Source organism: Dechloromonas sp. H13, assembly GCF_009469615.1.
Classification (GTDB): Bacteria; Pseudomonadota; Gammaproteobacteria; order Burkholderiales; family Rhodocyclaceae; genus Azonexus.
This window is the reverse complement of record NZ_SSXX01000006.1, coordinates 13,775-29,043: the sequence shown is the minus strand read 5'-3', so window position 1 is coordinate 29,043 and position 15,269 is coordinate 13,775. Positions and strand designations below refer to the sequence as shown.

The following is a 15,269-nucleotide window of genomic DNA, read 5'->3' as shown; positions in this document are numbered from 1 at the left end:
CCGCTGCCATGAACCTTAGCCACCTCGTCACTGCTCTCGCCCTTACCATACCGCTGGCTGCCGTCGCCCAGGGTAACCAGAAATCGCAGGATTTCAACAAGCGCTTTCAAGCGGCGGATGTGGATAAGGACGGCAAGCTGACCCGCGCCGAAGCCTATGCTGCGTTTCCGCTCATGCCCCAGTACTTCGACGAGATCGATGTAAACCGGGATGGCTCGATTACCATGGTCGAAGTCGATGCGGCGATGAAAAAGCGCGTTGATGCGGCGCTCGCCGCCAGCAAAACGACAAGCGGCCACTACGCGTTGCCCCCGGATGCAGCAGGCGTGTCCGGGCCGGCAACGGCCGCCACTTCGCCGGTACTGGTTGACCATGATGAGGCGAAGGTTTTTCACGGTCGCCAATATTACGATTCGCTGGCCGGCGAGCTGGCGCAAGAACAGATGCGCGGCGAACCGGTTCCGCGCAATCCGGCACCTGATCAGTTCCAGAAGTCGTTCTGAGCGGTTGCCGGCGGCGGCGAGGAAGCTTCGTCCCGCTCCGAGGGGCGCGATTCAGCGCAGCTTCAGTTCCTGAAGAATCGTGGTCGAGATTTCCTCGATCGACTTGGTCGACGAGTCGAGCCAGCGGATGCCTTCGCGGCGCATCATCTTTTCCGCCTCGGCGATCTCGAAGCGGCAGTTGGCGAGCGAGGCGTACTTGCTGCCGGCGCGGCGTTCCTCGCGGATCTGGTGCAGGCGCTCGGGCTGGATGGTCAGGCCGAACAGTTTGGCGCGATGCCTTTCCAGCGTGCCGGGCAGGCGGCCGCGGTCGAAATCTTCGGGAATCAGCGGGAAATTGGCGGCCTTGAGGCCGAACTGCATGGCCAGGTAGAGCGAGGTCGGCGTCTTGCCGCAGCGCGAGACGGCGACGAGGATGACGTCGGCTTCCTCGAGGTCGCGGTCGGTGATGCCGTCGTCGTGAGCCAGGGTGTAGTTGATCGACTCGATGCGCTTCTTGTAGTCGGAGCTGTCGGCCGAACCATGCGAGCGGCCGACGGTGTGGCTGGACTTGACGCCCAGTTCGGCTTCCAGCGGCGCCAGGAAGGTCTCGAAGTAGGACAGGCAGAAGGCGTCGGCCTGGTGCACGATGTTGGCGAGTTCCGGGTTGACCAGCGTCGTGAACACGATCGGGCGCATGCCGTCGGCCTCGCCCTGGTCGTTGATGCGAACGACGGCCTCCTGGGCCTTGGCGATGTTGTCGAGGAAGGGAATGCGGATCTGCTTGAATTCCACTTCCTCGAACTGCGTCAGGAGACTGTGGCCGAGCGCTTCCGCGGTCAGGCCGGTGCCGTCGGAAACGAAGAATACGGTGCGTTTGATTGGATTGGGCATCCCGCGATTCTAACCGCTGTTGCGCAATCCCGAGGCGACTCCGTTGATTGACAGATGGATACCGCGGGCCAGGCGCTCGTCGGTGTCGCCGGCGCGGTGGCGCTTGAGCAGTTCGACCTGCAGGTGGTTGAGCGGGTCCATGTAGGGCGAGCGCAGCTGCAGCGAACGCTTGAGCATCGGGTTGTCGGCGAGGAAATCGTCCTGTTCGAGGATGGCCAGCAGGTGCTGCCTGGTCAGCGCCCATTCGCCCCGGATGCGGCCGAAGATGCTTTCGCGCAGTTCGCCATCGGCGACCAGCTCGGCATAGCGCGAGGCGATGGCGAGGTCGGTCTTGGCCAGCACCATGTCCATATTAGACAACAGGCTCTGGAAGAAGGGCCACGACTTGAGCATGCGGCGCAGCGTGGCGAGGCCGTCCGGATTGGCGGCCAGCCAGCCGTCGACTGCCGAACCGAAGCCGTACCAGCCGGGCAGCATCAGCCGGCATTGCGCCCAGCTGAAGACCCAGGGGATGGCGCGCAGGTCCTCGATGCGATCGGATGCCTTGCGCGAGGCGGGGCGGCTGCCGATGTTGAGCGAGGCGATCTCCGAAACCACCGTCGATTGCCGGAAATAGGTGGTGAAGCCGGGGGTTTCATAGACCAGCCCGCGATAGGCGGTGAAGGCGCGGGCCGAGAGGTCGTCCATCACGGCGTGGAACTGGCCGGCCGGCTCGACCTTGTTCTCGTGGTCGGTCAGGCTGGCTTCCAGCGTTGCGGCGAGCAGCACTTCGAGGTTGCGACGGCCGGTGTCGGGGTTGCCGTACTTGGTCGAGATCACTTCGCCCTGCTCGGTCAGGCGGATCTGGCCGGCGACGGCGCCGGCCGGCTGGGCGAGGATGGCGTGGTAGGTCGGGCCGCCGCCGCGCCCGACCGAGCCGCCCCGGCCGTGGAACAGGCGCAGGCGGACCTTGTGTTCGGCGAAGACGCGGGCCAGTTCGATCTCGGCCTTGTACAGCTCCCAGCCGGAGGTCAGGAAACCGCCGTCCTTGTTGCTGTCGGAATAGCCGAGCATGACTTCGTGCTCGTCGCCGCGGCCGGCGATCAGCTCGCGGTAGGCCGGCAGCCTGAAGACGCCGTCCATGGTGGCGGCGCTCTTCTGCAGGTCCTCGATGGTTTCGAAGAGGGGAATGATGTTGACGTCGAGACGCGGCGTTGCGCCCGGCCGCAGCAGGCCGGCTTCCTTGAGCAGCAGGGCCAGTTCGAGGAGGTCGGAGACGCCGTCGGTCTTCGAGATGATGCAGTTGGGCAGCGCCGCGGCGCCGTAGCGGCCGCGCAGCTCGCGGGCGGCGAAGAAGATGGCCAGCTCGCCCTGCGTTTCGTCCGAGTAGGTCAGGTAGGGCGAATACAGCGGGCGCGGCGTGCTGATTTCCTCGATCAGCAGCCGGATGCGGTCGACCTCGGACAGCGCCTCGTAATCGGGACAGCGGCCGGCGCCGGCGAGCAGTTCGGCGACGCTGCGGGCGTGGACTTCGGAGTTCTGGCGCAGGTCGATCGGCGCCAGGTGGTAGCCGAAGACCTCGACGGCGCGCAACAGACGGCGCAGGCGGCCATTGGCCAGCGCGGCGCTGCCGTTCTGCTTGAGCGAGGTGGACAGTACCTTGAGGTCGGTGCGCAGAGCGTCTGGAGTGTCATACGGGGCGGCGCTGCCGATTTCGTGGCGCACCGGCTCGAAATGGTCGAGGGCGCGCGCGGTGGCGGCGAGGCGCGCGTAGATGCCGGAGAGGGCGCGGCGGTAGGGTTCGTCGGCGCGCTGCGGCGAGTGGTCGGTCGAGTGCTCGGCAAGTGAAATCAGTTCGGGCGTCACCTTGACCAGGAGGTCGGAGAGCGGCAGTTCGCCGCCCAATTCATGGACTTCCTCGAGGTAGTGGTTGAGCGCGGCGGCCGACTGCAGGCGCAGCGCTTCCCTGAGGATGTCGGCGGTGACGAAGGGGTTGCCGTCGCGGTCGCCGCCGATCCACGAGCCGACTCGGAAGAAGGGCGGCAGCGCCCAGGTCTTGTCCGGGTAGCGTTGCTGCAGCTGCTGCGTGGCCTGGATGTAGAGGCGCGGCAGTTCGGTGAAGAAGGTTTCCTTGAAGTAGGTGATGCCGTTCTTGACCTCGTCGAGTACCTTGAGGCGCACCGGGCGCAGCATGCGCGACTGCCACAGGGTCAGGATGGCGTTGGCCAGCGCCAGGTCGTTCTCGGCCAGTTCTTCCGGCGTCATCTGCAGGCGTTCGCGCTGGTCGAGCAGGCGGGCAAGGTCGCGGTGGTTGCGGATCAGGCTCTGGCGTTGCACCTCGGTCGGGTGCGCGGTGAGCACCGGGGCGACGACGGCGTGAGCGAAGAAGTCGGCGACGGCTTCCGGCGAGACGGCTGCGGTCGACAGCGCGTCGAGGGCAAAAACCAGGCTGCCCTCGCGCGGCGGCGAGCCGGCCAGGTCGTAGGCGCGGCGCCGCCGGATGTGGTGCTCGTCCTCGGCGATGTTGGTCAGTTGCAGGAAGTAGCTGAAGGCGCGGACGACGGCCTGCGTCGTGTCGCCCGGCAGAGGGTCGAGCAGCGCGGCGAGCTCGGCGCGGGCGGCGGGGTCGCCGTCGCGGGCGAAGCGCACGGCGGTTTGGCGGACGCGCTCGACGACGTCGAAGACGGCCTCGCCTTCCTGTTCGCGCACCGTATCGCCGAGGATGCGGCCCAGCAGGCGGATGTCGTGGCGCAGCGGTTGCTCCTTGGCGGCGTCGGGCACGGCGGGCGGCATTTAGTGCTTCCTGACCAGCAGAACGGAGGCGTCGGCCATCTTGGCCAGCTGTTCGGCGACCGAGCCGAGGATCAGCTTGGCCAGGCCGCGCTGGCCGTGGCGGCCGATGACGATCAGGTCGATGCCCAGTTCCCTGGCCTTGTCGGCGATGGTTTCCGAAACCCGGCGGTTGCGCGCTTCTAGCAGCAGGGGTTCGGCGTCGACGCCGCTGGCCGTTTTCATCGCCTCGACGAGCAGTTCGCGGCCGGCATTGGCGATCGCCTGGATCGCGTGGTCGAGGTTCAGCGAGGTCGTGAAGGTGCGGCCGTGCATGCCCATCAGCGTCTCGTCGGCGACGTGCGTGATGTAGAGCTTGGCATTGCTGGTGCGGGCGATGTGCAGGGCTTCGGTCAGGGCGCAGCGGGAGGTCTCGCTGTCGTCGATGGCGACCAGGATGTTCTTGTACATGGGTGTTCTCCTTGGAATTTGGCGGATCGGACGTACCTTAGCAATTCGCCGCGTTTTCGGCTGTTAGGGAAATCCTCAACAGCCGCCGGTTTGCGGCCGGCTGCATCTTTCGAGCAGGTAGGCGAGCGACTGGTAGGTGCGTCTGGTTTCGGCGGTCAGGCCGATTTCGCAGGTGCGGTTGGTCGAGACGCCGCAGGCGCAGCCGGCGGGCAGTTCGTCGTGGATGTGACGCAGGGCGTGGCGATTGAGTTCCGGCACGACGAAGCCGCGGTCGCCGGCGAAACCGCAGCAGGTGACGCCGGCCGGCTCGACGATCTGCTCGACGCACGCGGCCAGCACCTTCCGCAGCTTGGCGTCCGAGCCGTTCTTGCGCACGCTGCAATTGACGTGCAATGCGACCGGGCCGGCTTCGCGGGTGATCATCAGGCGCGGCAGCAGGGCGTCGTGGGCGAATTCGTGGAAATCGTAGAGCTTGAGGCGACCGGCGAGATGTTCCTGCATGCGGATCGAACAGCTGCTGGCGTCCATGATGATCGGGTAGCGACCGTTCTCGCTGGCCGTCATGAGCGCCGCTTCAAGCGTCCGCGACATGGCCTCGGCTTCTTCCGCCATGCCCTTGCTCGCCAGCATCTGGCCGCAGCACAGCTGGTCGAAGCCTGCCGGCAGGCGCGGCGCGTAGCCGGCGCGAACCAGCAGTTCGCTGATGACGTCGCCGAGCTGCGCGGTGCCGGATTCGGACGGCCCGAAGATGCGCCCGCCGCAGGCCGGGAAATAGACGACCGGATCGCCCTGGGCGGTGCGGGCCGCCGGCGCCTTGCCGGCGTGCGGCATGCGCTGCTTCCAGGCGCCGCCGGAAACCCGGGCGAGGAAGTTGTCGCCGAGGACGCCGGAGACGGCATGCCCCACCTTGAGGCCGAGGCGCGAGGCGTTGGCCAGCGTGCCGAAATGCTCGCCCGTCCACGCATTGACGCGACGCGCGCCGTCGCCCATCCGGCGCCCGCGCAGGCGGCGGGTGAGGTCGCCGGTGTTGATGCCGACCGGGCAGGCGGTCGAGCACAGGCCGCAGCCGGCGCAGGTGTCGAGGCCCATGTAGGCGTAGTCCTCGCCGACGGCCCCGGCCGGCTCGCCGGCGGCGGCGCGGCGGGCGAGCTCGCGGACGCTGACGATGCGCTGGCGCGGGCTGAGCGTGAGCCGGTGCGATGGGCACAGCGGTTCGCAGAAGCCGCATTCGATGCAGCGGTCGACGATGTCCTCGGCGGCCGGCATCGGCTTCAGGTTTTCGAGGTGGGCGTGCGGATTGTCGTTGAGGATGACGCCGGGGTTGAGCAGGTTGTCCGGGTCGAACAGTTGCTTGATGCGGCGCATCAGGGTGGCGGCCTCCTTGCCCCATTCCATCTCGACGAACGGCGCCATGTTGCGGCCGGTGCCGTGCTCGGCCTTGAGCGAGCCGTCGTACTTGTCGACCACCATGTGACAGACGTCGTCCATGAAGCGGGCGTAGCGGTCGACCTCGCTCGGGTCGCCGAAATCCTGGGTGATGACGAAGTGCAGGTTGCCTTCGAGCGCGTGGCCGAAGATGATCGCCTCGTGGTAGCCGTGGTGGCGTAGCAGCGCCTGCAGGTCGAGCGTGGCGTCGGCCAGGTTCTCGATGTGGAAGGCGATGTCCTCGATCAGCACCGTGGTGCCGGTGCGGCGCATGGCGCCGACCGCCGGGAAGGTGCCCTTGCGTACCTTCCAGTACATCTCGCACGTCGCCGGGTCAGTCGAGAAGGCCATCGGCTCGACCATGGCGACGCCGGCCAGCGCGGCGTGGACGGCGGAAATCTTGTCCTGCAGCGCGTCGACCGCGGCAGCCCGGACCTCGATCAGCAGGGCGGCGGCGTCCTCACCCAGTTCGCGCATGATCGCCGGCAGCCCGGGCTTGTTCTCGACCGAATGCAGGGCGGGGCGGTCGAGCAGTTCGACGGCCGAGACCGGCTGCGGCTTTAGGCGGATGACCGCCTCGCAGGCGGTGCGGATGTCGGGGAAGAAGACCAGCGCGCTGGCCTTGTGCGGATCCTCGACGACGGTCTGGTAGGTGATGCGCGAAATGAAGCCGAGCGTGCCTTCGGAGCCGATCATCAGGTGCGCCAGGATGTCGATCGGGTCTTCGTAGTCGATCAGCGCGTTGAGGCTGTAGCCGGTGGTGTTCTTGATCTTGAACTTGTGGCGGATGCGCCCGGCCAGCGCGGCATTGGCGCGAGTGTCGCGGCCCAGGCGCTCGAGTTCGCCGAGCAGCACGGCGTGGCTGCGCGAGAAGGCGGCGACGCTGAGCGGGTCCTCGGTATCGAGCAGGGTGCCGTCAGCCAGCATGACGCGCAGGCCGGCCAGCGTCCGGTAGCTGTTCTGCGCCGTACCGCAGCACATGCCGGAAGCGTTGTTGGCGGCGATGCCGCCGATCTTGCAGGCGTTGATCGACGCCGGATCGGGGCCGATCTTGCGGCCGAAAGGCGCCAGCCGTCGATTGATCTCACCGCCGACGATGCCGGGGCCGGCCTGGACCCGGCTCGCATCGGCGCTGATCTCGCAGCCGGCGAAGCCCTCGCCGATAAGGGCCAGCACGCCGTCGGTGATCGCCTGGCCGGAAAGGCTGGTGCCGGCGGCGCGGAAGGTGACGGCGGTCTTGTTCCGGCGGGCGGCCTGGAGGAGGGCGCGAACCTCGTCTTCCGATTCGACGACGGCGATGACCTGCGGGATCAGGCGGTAGAAGCTGGCGTCGGTGCCGTAGGCGAGGCGACGTAGGTCGTCGGTGATGATCTGCTTTTCCGGCAGTTGCTGGCGGAGGTGCTGGATGAGCTGGCTCATGGTTGGTTGTCTCGGGGGGTTTTGGTTTGGTTACTGCGGGATTTGGCTTTCGCGTTTGAGGCGGGTGCGGATTTTTTTGATGCGCTGTTTTCCGCCTGGCCGGCGGGCGTACTTTTTCTTGTTTGGCCAAGAAAAAGTAGCCAAAAAGAAGGCCACCCCTGGGTCGGCGCCGGGCTGTGCCCAGTGCCCTGCGCTAATCGAAGCGCCGGGCGGCTGCGCAACTCGGGGCTACGCCCCTCAGACAGTGCTCGCCGAAATCCCCCGGCGCTTCTGCGTTGCTCGGCGCCTCCCAAGGGGCCCGGAAAACCGCGGGTGTGCAAAGGGCGCTTCGCATTTTTGGCCTTTTGGGATGGTCGACCGCAGCAGCCCATATTGCTGTTTGCCGGTCGCGCTTCGACGCCTTTCGGGTCCCCATGTGGCGCGCCGAGCAACGCAGGTGCTGGCGGAAAAAGGGCGAGGACTGTCTGAGTGGCACAGCCCCGAGTTCCGCAGCCCCCGCCAGTGCCGAGTAGCGCAGGGAACCCGGCGTAGCCGGGCGCAAAACCTGGGGTCGCCTTTTCTTTGGCTACTTTCTTTTGGCGAAGCAAAAGAAGGTACGCCCGCCGGCCGGCGGAAAGCCGCGCATCAAAAAAAACCATCCGCCCGTCAGACGCGGAAACCAGCGTTTCAGAAAACACTATCCCCGTTCCTTCAACATATCCCGCAACCGCTTCGGTGCCGGCTTCAACGGCACCCGCACCGTCGTCCACGGTCCCTGATTCGACGGCATAAGCCAGGCGAACCTGCTTCCCAGCCAGGTCGCCAACCGGTACAGCGACGGCGACCGATACACTGCCGCCCAGCCGCGCCAGATGGCCGTCACCCAGGGCTTGTATCCCGCCCCCTGGCCGCGCATCGCCGGGTTCTCGTGCGGCGCCGAGAAGGATTCCTCGCGCAGGCGCATCAGCAGTTCGGGAATCGGTATGCGTACCGGGCAGACTTCGCCGCAGGCGCCACATAGCGACGAGGCGGTGGCCATCGTCGCCGTCGCTTCCAGCCCGAGCATGTGCGGCGAGATGATCTTGCCGATCGGGCCGGGGTAGGTGGTGCCGTAGGCGTGGCCGCCGATCCGCGTATAGACGGGGCAGTGGTTCATGCAGGCGCCGCAGCGGATGCACTGCAACGTCTTGCGCAGTTGGTCGTCGGCATAGGCCTGGCTGCGGCCGTTGTCGAGCAGCACGAGGTGGACTTCCTGCGGGCCGTCCTTCTCGTGCGGCTTGCGCGGGCCGGAGATCATGTTGAAGTAGGTCGAGATGTTCTGGCCGGTGGCCGAGCGGGTCAGCAGCGAGAGCAGCGGCGGCACGTGTTCCAGCTTTTCGACGATCTTCTCGATGCCGGTGATGGCGACATGAACCGGCGGCGCGGTGGTGCACATGCGGCCGTTGCCTTCGTTCTCGACCAGGCACAGCGTGCCGGTCTCGGCGACGGCGAAATTGACGCCGGACAGCCCGATGTCGGCTTCCAGGAATTTCTGGCGCAGGACGCGGCGGCCGATCTGGATCAGCGCATCGACGTTGTCGGTGTAGTCGACGCCGGGCACCTTCTCGTGGAACAGGGTGGCGATCTCTTCCTTGGTCTTGTGGATGGCCGGCATGATGATGTGCGACGGCTTCTCGCCGGCGAGCTGGACGATGTACTCGCCCATGTCGGACTCCAGCGCGCCGATGCCGGCGGCCTCGGCGGCATGGTTGAGCTCGATCTCCTCGCTGACCATCGACTTGCCCTTGACCATCAGCTTCGCCGAATGCTTCTGGCAGATGCCGAGGATGATGGCGTTGGCCTCGTCGGGCGTTTCCGCCCAATGGACGTGGATGCCGTTGCGCGCCAGGTTTTCCTCGAGCTGCACCAGCAGGTCGGGCAGCTTGCCGAGGTTGTACTGGCGGATGTGCTCGCCCAGCGTGCGCAGGCTGTCGAGTTCCTCGGCGTCCGGGAACTGGGCGGCGCGCTTGGTCATCAGGAAATCCATCGCGCCGCGGAAGCTCTGGCGCAGGAAGGGGTTGTCGACCACGGCTTTGGCCCGGCCGCGGAAACCTTCGGACGGCTTGAAATGGATGGGCTGGGCGTTCATGCGTCTTCTCCCATCAGCAGCACGACCAGTTCCTTCGGGCCGTGCGCGCCGTAGGCCAGGGTCACCTGGATGTCGGCGGTCTTCGACGGGCCGGAGACGAGCAGGGCGTTGGTCGGCAGGCCGTCCTTCCAGCCTTCCTGCTGCGTCGCCTCGAAAAAGGTGTTGTAGATGCGGGTGCTGTCGAGCAGCACGACATGGACCGGAGGCACCAGCGACATCAGGCGCGGCTCGTGATCGTCGGGCCACAGGATCAGCGTGCCGGTCTCGGCGACGGCGGCGCGGGCGGCGGTGAACCCGGCGGGAATGTAATGGAACATTTCCTCCTTCCACTGCTCGATGGCCCGGTCGTAGGCCCTGCACTCGATGCCGCTCTGCGACAGCTGGTTCATGGCGCGTGCACCATGTTCGGTGCCGGGGGCCAGCAGCAGGCGACGAATCTCCCTGGCTGCCAGCACTTCCCACAGCTTCTGCACCCAGTTGGCGGACGAGACGGCATGCACCTCGGCGTGCGCCAGCTCGATGAAATGGCGGAAGCGCGCGGCCTTTTCGGCCTTGCCTTCGACCGGCCGGTGGCCGGCGAACCAGCCGGCCACATCGGGCGCCGGACGATTCTCGGCCGGCATGGCGTTGCGCAGCTTGGCCAGGATGCGATCACGGGCGCTCATTTGCCGCTCCTTTCTTCGGTACGACGCAACAGGAAGCTGGCGATGTGCTCGCCGGGCAGGCTCGGCTGCGCGCGGCCTTCCTGGCGGTCCTTCCAGGCGGCGTGGCCGAGGATGTTCATCAGGCAGCCGCAGTCGGCGCTGACGACGCGCTCGGCGCCGGTCGCCTTGAGCGACTTGACCTTGTCCTCGACCATGGCGCCGGAAATTTCCGGCTGCTTGATCGAGAAGGTGCCGCCGAAACCGCAGCATTCGGATTCGTGATCCTGCTGGGCGACGGTGACGTGCGCCAGGTCGCCGAGCAGCTTGCGGCCAGTCAGGTGGACGCCCATCTCGCGGCGCGCCGAACAGGAGGTATGGAGCACGACGGTACATTCGCCGCCCTTGTCCTCCGGCTGCCAGCCGAGCACATTGACCAGGAAGTCGGTGAATTCATGAATGCGTGCCGACAGCGCCTCCGCCTGCGCCTTGCGCGCCGGGTCATTGGCGAACAGGGTCGGGTAGTGGTGCTTCATCATGCCGGCGCAGGAGCCGGACGGCACGATCACCGGCCAGTCGTTGGGGAACAGGGTCAGCTGCTGCGCCGCCACCTTGCGTGCCTCGTCGGGAAAACCGCTGGTGTAGGCCGGTTGACCGCAGCAGGTCTGTTCTTCGGGGAAATGAACGCGGATGCCGGCGCGTTCGAGCAGGGTGATGGCATCGAGCCCGGCGCCGGGGAAGAACTGGTCGACCACGCAGGTCGCGAAGAAATAGACGTCGGCGGGGCGCTGGCCGGTTTTTGCCTGTTCGCTCATTTTGTCTCCAATGGTAAATTGGTCAAACCAATATGTCTCGGTTGTGGAAATGTACTATACAAGAGCTACTTAGTCAATCAAATAGGGGTTTATACCAAGCTTGCGGTTTACCGGTTCCGTGATTAAAATGTGCTGGTCTTACCAATCGAGCGATTCATTTTGCCTACTCCGCAAACCAAGCTGCAGGTCCCGCGCATTTCCGATGCCGTCGCCTCCGCGCTGGAGCGCCGCATCCTCGAAGGCTCGCTCAAGCCGGGCGACCGCCTGCCGCCGGAGCGCGAGCTTTCGCTCGAACTGGGCGTTTCCCGGCCGTCGTTGCGCGAAGCGATCCAGAAGCTGGCCTCCAAGGGCATGGTGCAGAGCCGCCAGGGTGGCGGCACCTATGTGACCGACCGCCTCGAGTCGAGTTTCTTCGATCCCTGGCAGGACATGATGGGCGCCCACCCGAACCTGCGCGAGGACATGCTCGAATTCCGCCGCATGCTTGAAGGGCAGGCCGCCGAATGGGCCGCCGAGCGCGCCACCGAAGCCGACCTGACGCGCCTCGACCAGGCTTTCGCGACGCTCGCCGAGGCCTTCGCGGCCGATGACCTGGAACGCCGTTCGAGCGCCGACATCGCCTTCCACCAGGCGGTCGGCGAGGCGTCGCACAACGCGCTGGTCGGCCATCTGTCGGCCGCCCTGCTGCGCCTGATGCAGGACAACATCCGCCTCAACCTCGGCGAGCTGAAGAGCATCCCGGCCGCCGGTTCGCTGCTGATGGGCCAGCACGCAGCCATCCACGCCGCCATCCGCGAGCGCAAGCCGCAGGCTGCGCGCGCCGCCGCCGAAACCCACATCGATTTCGTCCGCGAGACGCTGGCCCAGTCACTGCGCTCCGCGGCCCGCCGCGAAACCGCCGCGCGCCGCCTGAACACCGATTTTTCACCTTCCACCATTTCTTGATTCGACCCCTCTGAAAGGAATCCGCATGGAGCCCCTGGTTATCCCCTTTGAAAAGCTGCGCATGACCGACGTTGAACAGGTCGGCGGCAAGAATTCGTCGCTCGGCGAAATGATCTCCCAGCTGGCCGACACCGGCGTCCGCGTGCCGGGCGGCTTCGCCACCACGGCTCATGCCTACCGCGTCTTCCTGGCGCAGAGCGGTCTCGACAAGAAGATCAACGCCGCGCTCGACGCCCTCGACGTCGAGGACGTCAATGCGCTGGCCAAGACCGGTGCCGAGATTCGCCAGTGGGTGCTCGACACGCCGTTCCCGATGGAACTGACCATCGCCATCACCGAGCAATACCAGCGTCTGGTCGCCGATTCCACCGCCGACATGTCCTTCGCCGTGCGCTCCTCGGCCACCGCCGAAGACCTGCCGGACGCCTCCTTCGCCGGCCAGCAGGAAACCTTCCTCAACATCGTCGGCCTGGAAAACATCATGCACGCGATCAAGGAAGTGTTCGCGTCGCTGTACAACGACCGTGCCATTTCCTACCGCGTACACAAGGGCTTCCTGCACGCCGACGTCGCCCTCTCCGCCGGCATCCAGCGCATGGTGCGTTCGGACAAGGGCGCCGCCGGCGTGATGTTCACCCTCGATACCGAATCCGGTTTCCGTGATGCCGTCTTCGTCACCTCCAGCTACGGCCTCGGCGAAACCGTCGTCCAGGGTGCCGTCAATCCGGACGAGTTCTACGTGCACAAGCCGATGCTGGCCGCCGGCAGGAAGGCCGTCGTGCGCCGCAACATCGGCTCCAAGATGATCAAGATGACCTTCGCCGCCGAGAAGGTCGCCGGCAAGTCCACGATTACCGAAGACGTCGAGGAAAGCCTGCGCCACCAGTTCTCGATCAACGATGAGGAAGTCCTCGAACTGGCCCGCTACGCGATGATCATCGAGAAGCACTACGGCCGCCCGATGGACATCGAGTGGGGCAAGGACGGCGTCGACGGCAAGCTGTACATCCTGCAGGCGCGTCCGGAAACCGTGCAGTCGCAGACCGGCGCCGGCAAGATCGAGAAGTTCAAGCTCAAGTCCTTCTCCAAGGTGCTCGCCTCCGGCCGCGCCATCGGCCAGAAGATCGGCGTCGGCCCGGTGCGCATCGTCAAGGACCCGAAGGAGATGGACCAGGTCAAGCCGGGTGACGTGCTCGTCGCCGACATGACCGACCCCAACTGGGAGCCGGTGATGAAGCGCGCTTCCGCGATCGTCACCAACCGTGGCGGCCGCACCTGCCACGCCGCGATCATCGCCCGCGAACTGGGTATCCCGGCCATCGTCGGCTGCGGCGACGCGACCGAAACCCTGAACGAAGGCGAAGTGGTCACCGTTTCCTGCACCGAGGGCGATACCGGCCACGTCTATCGCGGCAGCCTTGATTTCGAAGTCACCACGCGCGACATCTCGGCCATGCCGGACGTCCCGGTCAAGGTCATGATGAACGTCGGCAACCCCGAACTGGCCTTCGAATTTGCCCAGCTGCCGAACGCCGGCGTCGGCCTGGCCCGCGTCGAGTTCATCATCAACAACGTCATCGGCATCCACCCGAAGGCCATCCTCGACGTCGAGCGCCTGCCGGCCTCCAAGCGCGACGAGATCAAGCGCCGCGCCCGTGGCTACGCCTCGCCGAAGGAATTCTTCGTCGAGAAGCTGGTGGAAGGCGTGTCCACCATCGCCGCCGCCTTCTGGCCGAACCCGGTGATCGTCCGCCTGTCCGACTTCAAGTCCAACGAATACCGCAAGCTGCTCGGCGGCGAGCTCTACGAGCCGGAAGAAGAAAACCCGATGCTCGGCTTCCGCGGCGCCTCGCGCTACATCGCGCAAAGCTTCCGCGACTGTTTCGAGATGGAATGCCGCGCGATGAAGAAGGTGCGCGAGGAAATGGGCCTCACCAACGTCCAGCTGATGGTGCCCTTCGTCCGCACCGTCGGCGAAGGCCAGGGCGTCGTCGACCTGCTGGCCGAGCACGGCCTGAAGCAGGGCGAGCATGACCTCAAGCTGATCATGATGTGCGAAATCCCGTCCAACGCGCTGCTCGCCGACGATTTCCTCAAGATCTTCGACGGCTTCTCGATCGGCTCCAACGACCTGACCCAGCTTACGCTCGGCCTCGACCGCGACTCCGGCCTCGTCGCCAACCTCTTTGATGAACGCGACCCGGCCGTCAAGAAGCTGCTGGCCATGGCCATCGCCTCCGCCAACAAGGCCGGCAAGTACATCGGCATCTGCGGCCAGGGCCCGTCCGACCACCCCGATCTGGCCGAATGGCTGATGGACCAGGGCATCAGCAGCATCTCGCTGAACCCGGATACCGTCGTCGACACCTGGACCCGCCTGGCGGGCCACAAGAAAGGCTGATCGCTGCGGTCGACCGCGGAAATAAGGCAAAAATCAAAAGGCCGGGAGCAATCCCGGCCTTTTTCATTTCTGCCACTGCTCATTTCCTGTTTGCAATATCCCGACAGGTGTTTATACTTTGTTTAAACTACTGGAATGAAAAAATGGCCGAAGCGATTCTGGATATCAAACATTGGGGTAACAACCTCGGCGTCCGTTTGCCTGCCGCAGTGGCGAGAGAGGCGCATTTGCATGCCGACCAGCGGGTGCGCGTGACTGTTGAAGCGGGTCGGGTCGTGATCGAGCCGATCAAGGATCAAGTTCCGACACTGGAACAGCGGCTATCGCTTTTTGACCCAGCTTTGCATGGCGGGGAGGTCATGCCTGCCAGCGAGCTTGGAGCCGAGCGGTGGTAGCCAAAAGGAAAGCCAACTGGGTACCGGAACGACAGGAGATCATCTGGATCGATTGCAATCCTCAAGCCGGCACGGAAATGCAGGATCGCCATCCTTTCCTGGTGCTGTCTCCCCGGGCTTTCAACGAGCGAACCTCACTGGTGATCGGCTTGCCGATGACCACGGCGGCCTACAACGCGAGTAACCCGTTCGCCGTAGTGGCGGGGATCGCCGGCGGCACCAAATCCGGCAAGACCAGTTATGTGCTTTGTCATCAACCCAAATCATTCGACTGGCGAGTTCGCCTGGCCGCTCCACACCCGATGGGCGAACTGGCCGATGTCCGTTTTGCAGAAGTTTGTGGCGTGCTGAATCAGATCGTGCAGTTGGGGTGATGCGATCGAGGGGCATGGAAAGCGGGGGTAGCCCAAATGCATTACGTTCGGTTGGCGGTAATGTTTTGGAAATGTGTATTCACTGGTGCCCGGCTAATCTGATTTACCCAATAAAAATTAATTTTGTTGGGTAATGACCCGCATTTTCCGTGGGC

General features: G+C 65.4%; 12 protein-coding genes. 5 read left to right on the top strand and 7 right to left on the bottom strand.

Features of this window, described 5'->3' with window-relative positions:
- Positions 1–8 precede the first annotated feature (8 nt).
- Positions 9–503, top strand: a complete 495-nt coding sequence (locus GH660_RS13325) for a hypothetical protein (RefSeq protein WP_153147172.1) — start codon at positions 9–11, stop codon at positions 501–503.
- A gap of 51 nt (positions 504–554) precedes the next feature.
- Here the strand turns inward: GH660_RS13325 and GH660_RS13320 are convergent, their stop codons facing one another.
- From GH660_RS13320 to GH660_RS13290, 7 genes are all read right to left on the bottom strand, one after another.
- Complete coding sequence (locus GH660_RS13320; RefSeq protein WP_153147171.1) at positions 555–1,373, bottom strand: pyruvate, water dikinase regulatory protein; 819 nt, start codon at positions 1,371–1,373, stop codon at positions 555–557.
- A 9-nt stretch (positions 1,374–1,382) separates the two neighbouring features.
- Entirely contained in the window at positions 1,383–4,145 is a 2,763-nt protein-coding gene (gene ppc, locus GH660_RS13315; RefSeq protein WP_153147170.1) for a phosphoenolpyruvate carboxylase, read from the bottom strand.
- Positions 4,146–4,592, bottom strand: a complete 447-nt coding sequence (locus GH660_RS13310; protein WP_153147169.1) for a universal stress protein — start codon at positions 4,590–4,592, stop codon at positions 4,146–4,148. It lies immediately after the preceding gene.
- A 75-nt stretch (positions 4,593–4,667) separates the two neighbouring features.
- The gene (locus GH660_RS13305; RefSeq protein WP_153147168.1) at positions 4,668–7,436 is read right to left on the bottom strand and encodes an FAD-binding and (Fe-S)-binding domain-containing protein; all 2,769 of its coding nucleotides are present in this window, start codon (positions 7,434–7,436) and stop codon (positions 4,668–4,670) included.
- A gap of 676 nt (positions 7,437–8,112) precedes the next feature.
- Positions 8,113–9,543, bottom strand: coding sequence for a LutB/LldF family L-lactate oxidation iron-sulfur protein (locus GH660_RS13300; RefSeq protein ID WP_153147167.1), 1,431 nt, complete (start codon positions 9,541–9,543; stop codon positions 8,113–8,115).
- A complete protein-coding gene (locus GH660_RS13295) occupies positions 9,540–10,208 on the bottom strand; it encodes a lactate utilization protein C (protein ID WP_153147166.1) in 669 nt (222 codons plus the stop codon). Before GH660_RS13295 ends, GH660_RS13300 begins: the two co-directional genes overlap by 4 nt.
- Positions 10,205–10,999 (bottom strand): (Fe-S)-binding protein, encoded by a 795-nt coding sequence (locus GH660_RS13290; RefSeq protein ID WP_153147165.1) that lies wholly within the window; start codon positions 10,997–10,999, stop codon positions 10,205–10,207. Before GH660_RS13290 ends, GH660_RS13295 begins: the two co-directional genes overlap by 4 nt.
- Positions 11,000–11,158: 159 nt before the next feature.
- Here GH660_RS13290 and GH660_RS13285 point away from each other — a divergent pair, with 159 nt between their 5' ends.
- The 4 genes from GH660_RS13285 (at position 11,159) to GH660_RS13270 (ending at position 15,114) form a co-directional block, all read left to right on the top strand.
- Entirely contained in the window at positions 11,159–11,944 is a 786-nt protein-coding gene (locus GH660_RS13285; protein WP_153147164.1) for a FadR/GntR family transcriptional regulator, read from the top strand.
- A gap of 25 nt (positions 11,945–11,969) precedes the next feature.
- Positions 11,970–14,345, top strand: coding sequence for a phosphoenolpyruvate synthase (gene ppsA / locus GH660_RS13280; RefSeq protein WP_153147163.1), 2,376 nt, complete (start codon positions 11,970–11,972; stop codon positions 14,343–14,345).
- 143 nt (positions 14,346–14,488) lie between these two features.
- Positions 14,489–14,740 (top strand): AbrB/MazE/SpoVT family DNA-binding domain-containing protein, encoded by a 252-nt coding sequence (locus GH660_RS13275; RefSeq protein ID WP_153147162.1) that lies wholly within the window; start codon positions 14,489–14,491, stop codon positions 14,738–14,740.
- The gene (locus tag GH660_RS13270; protein WP_153147161.1) at positions 14,734–15,114 is read left to right on the top strand and encodes a type II toxin-antitoxin system PemK/MazF family toxin; all 381 of its coding nucleotides are present in this window, start codon (positions 14,734–14,736) and stop codon (positions 15,112–15,114) included. The genes GH660_RS13275 and GH660_RS13270 overlap by 7 nt, the downstream gene beginning before the upstream one ends.
- Positions 15,115–15,269 lie beyond the last annotated feature (155 nt).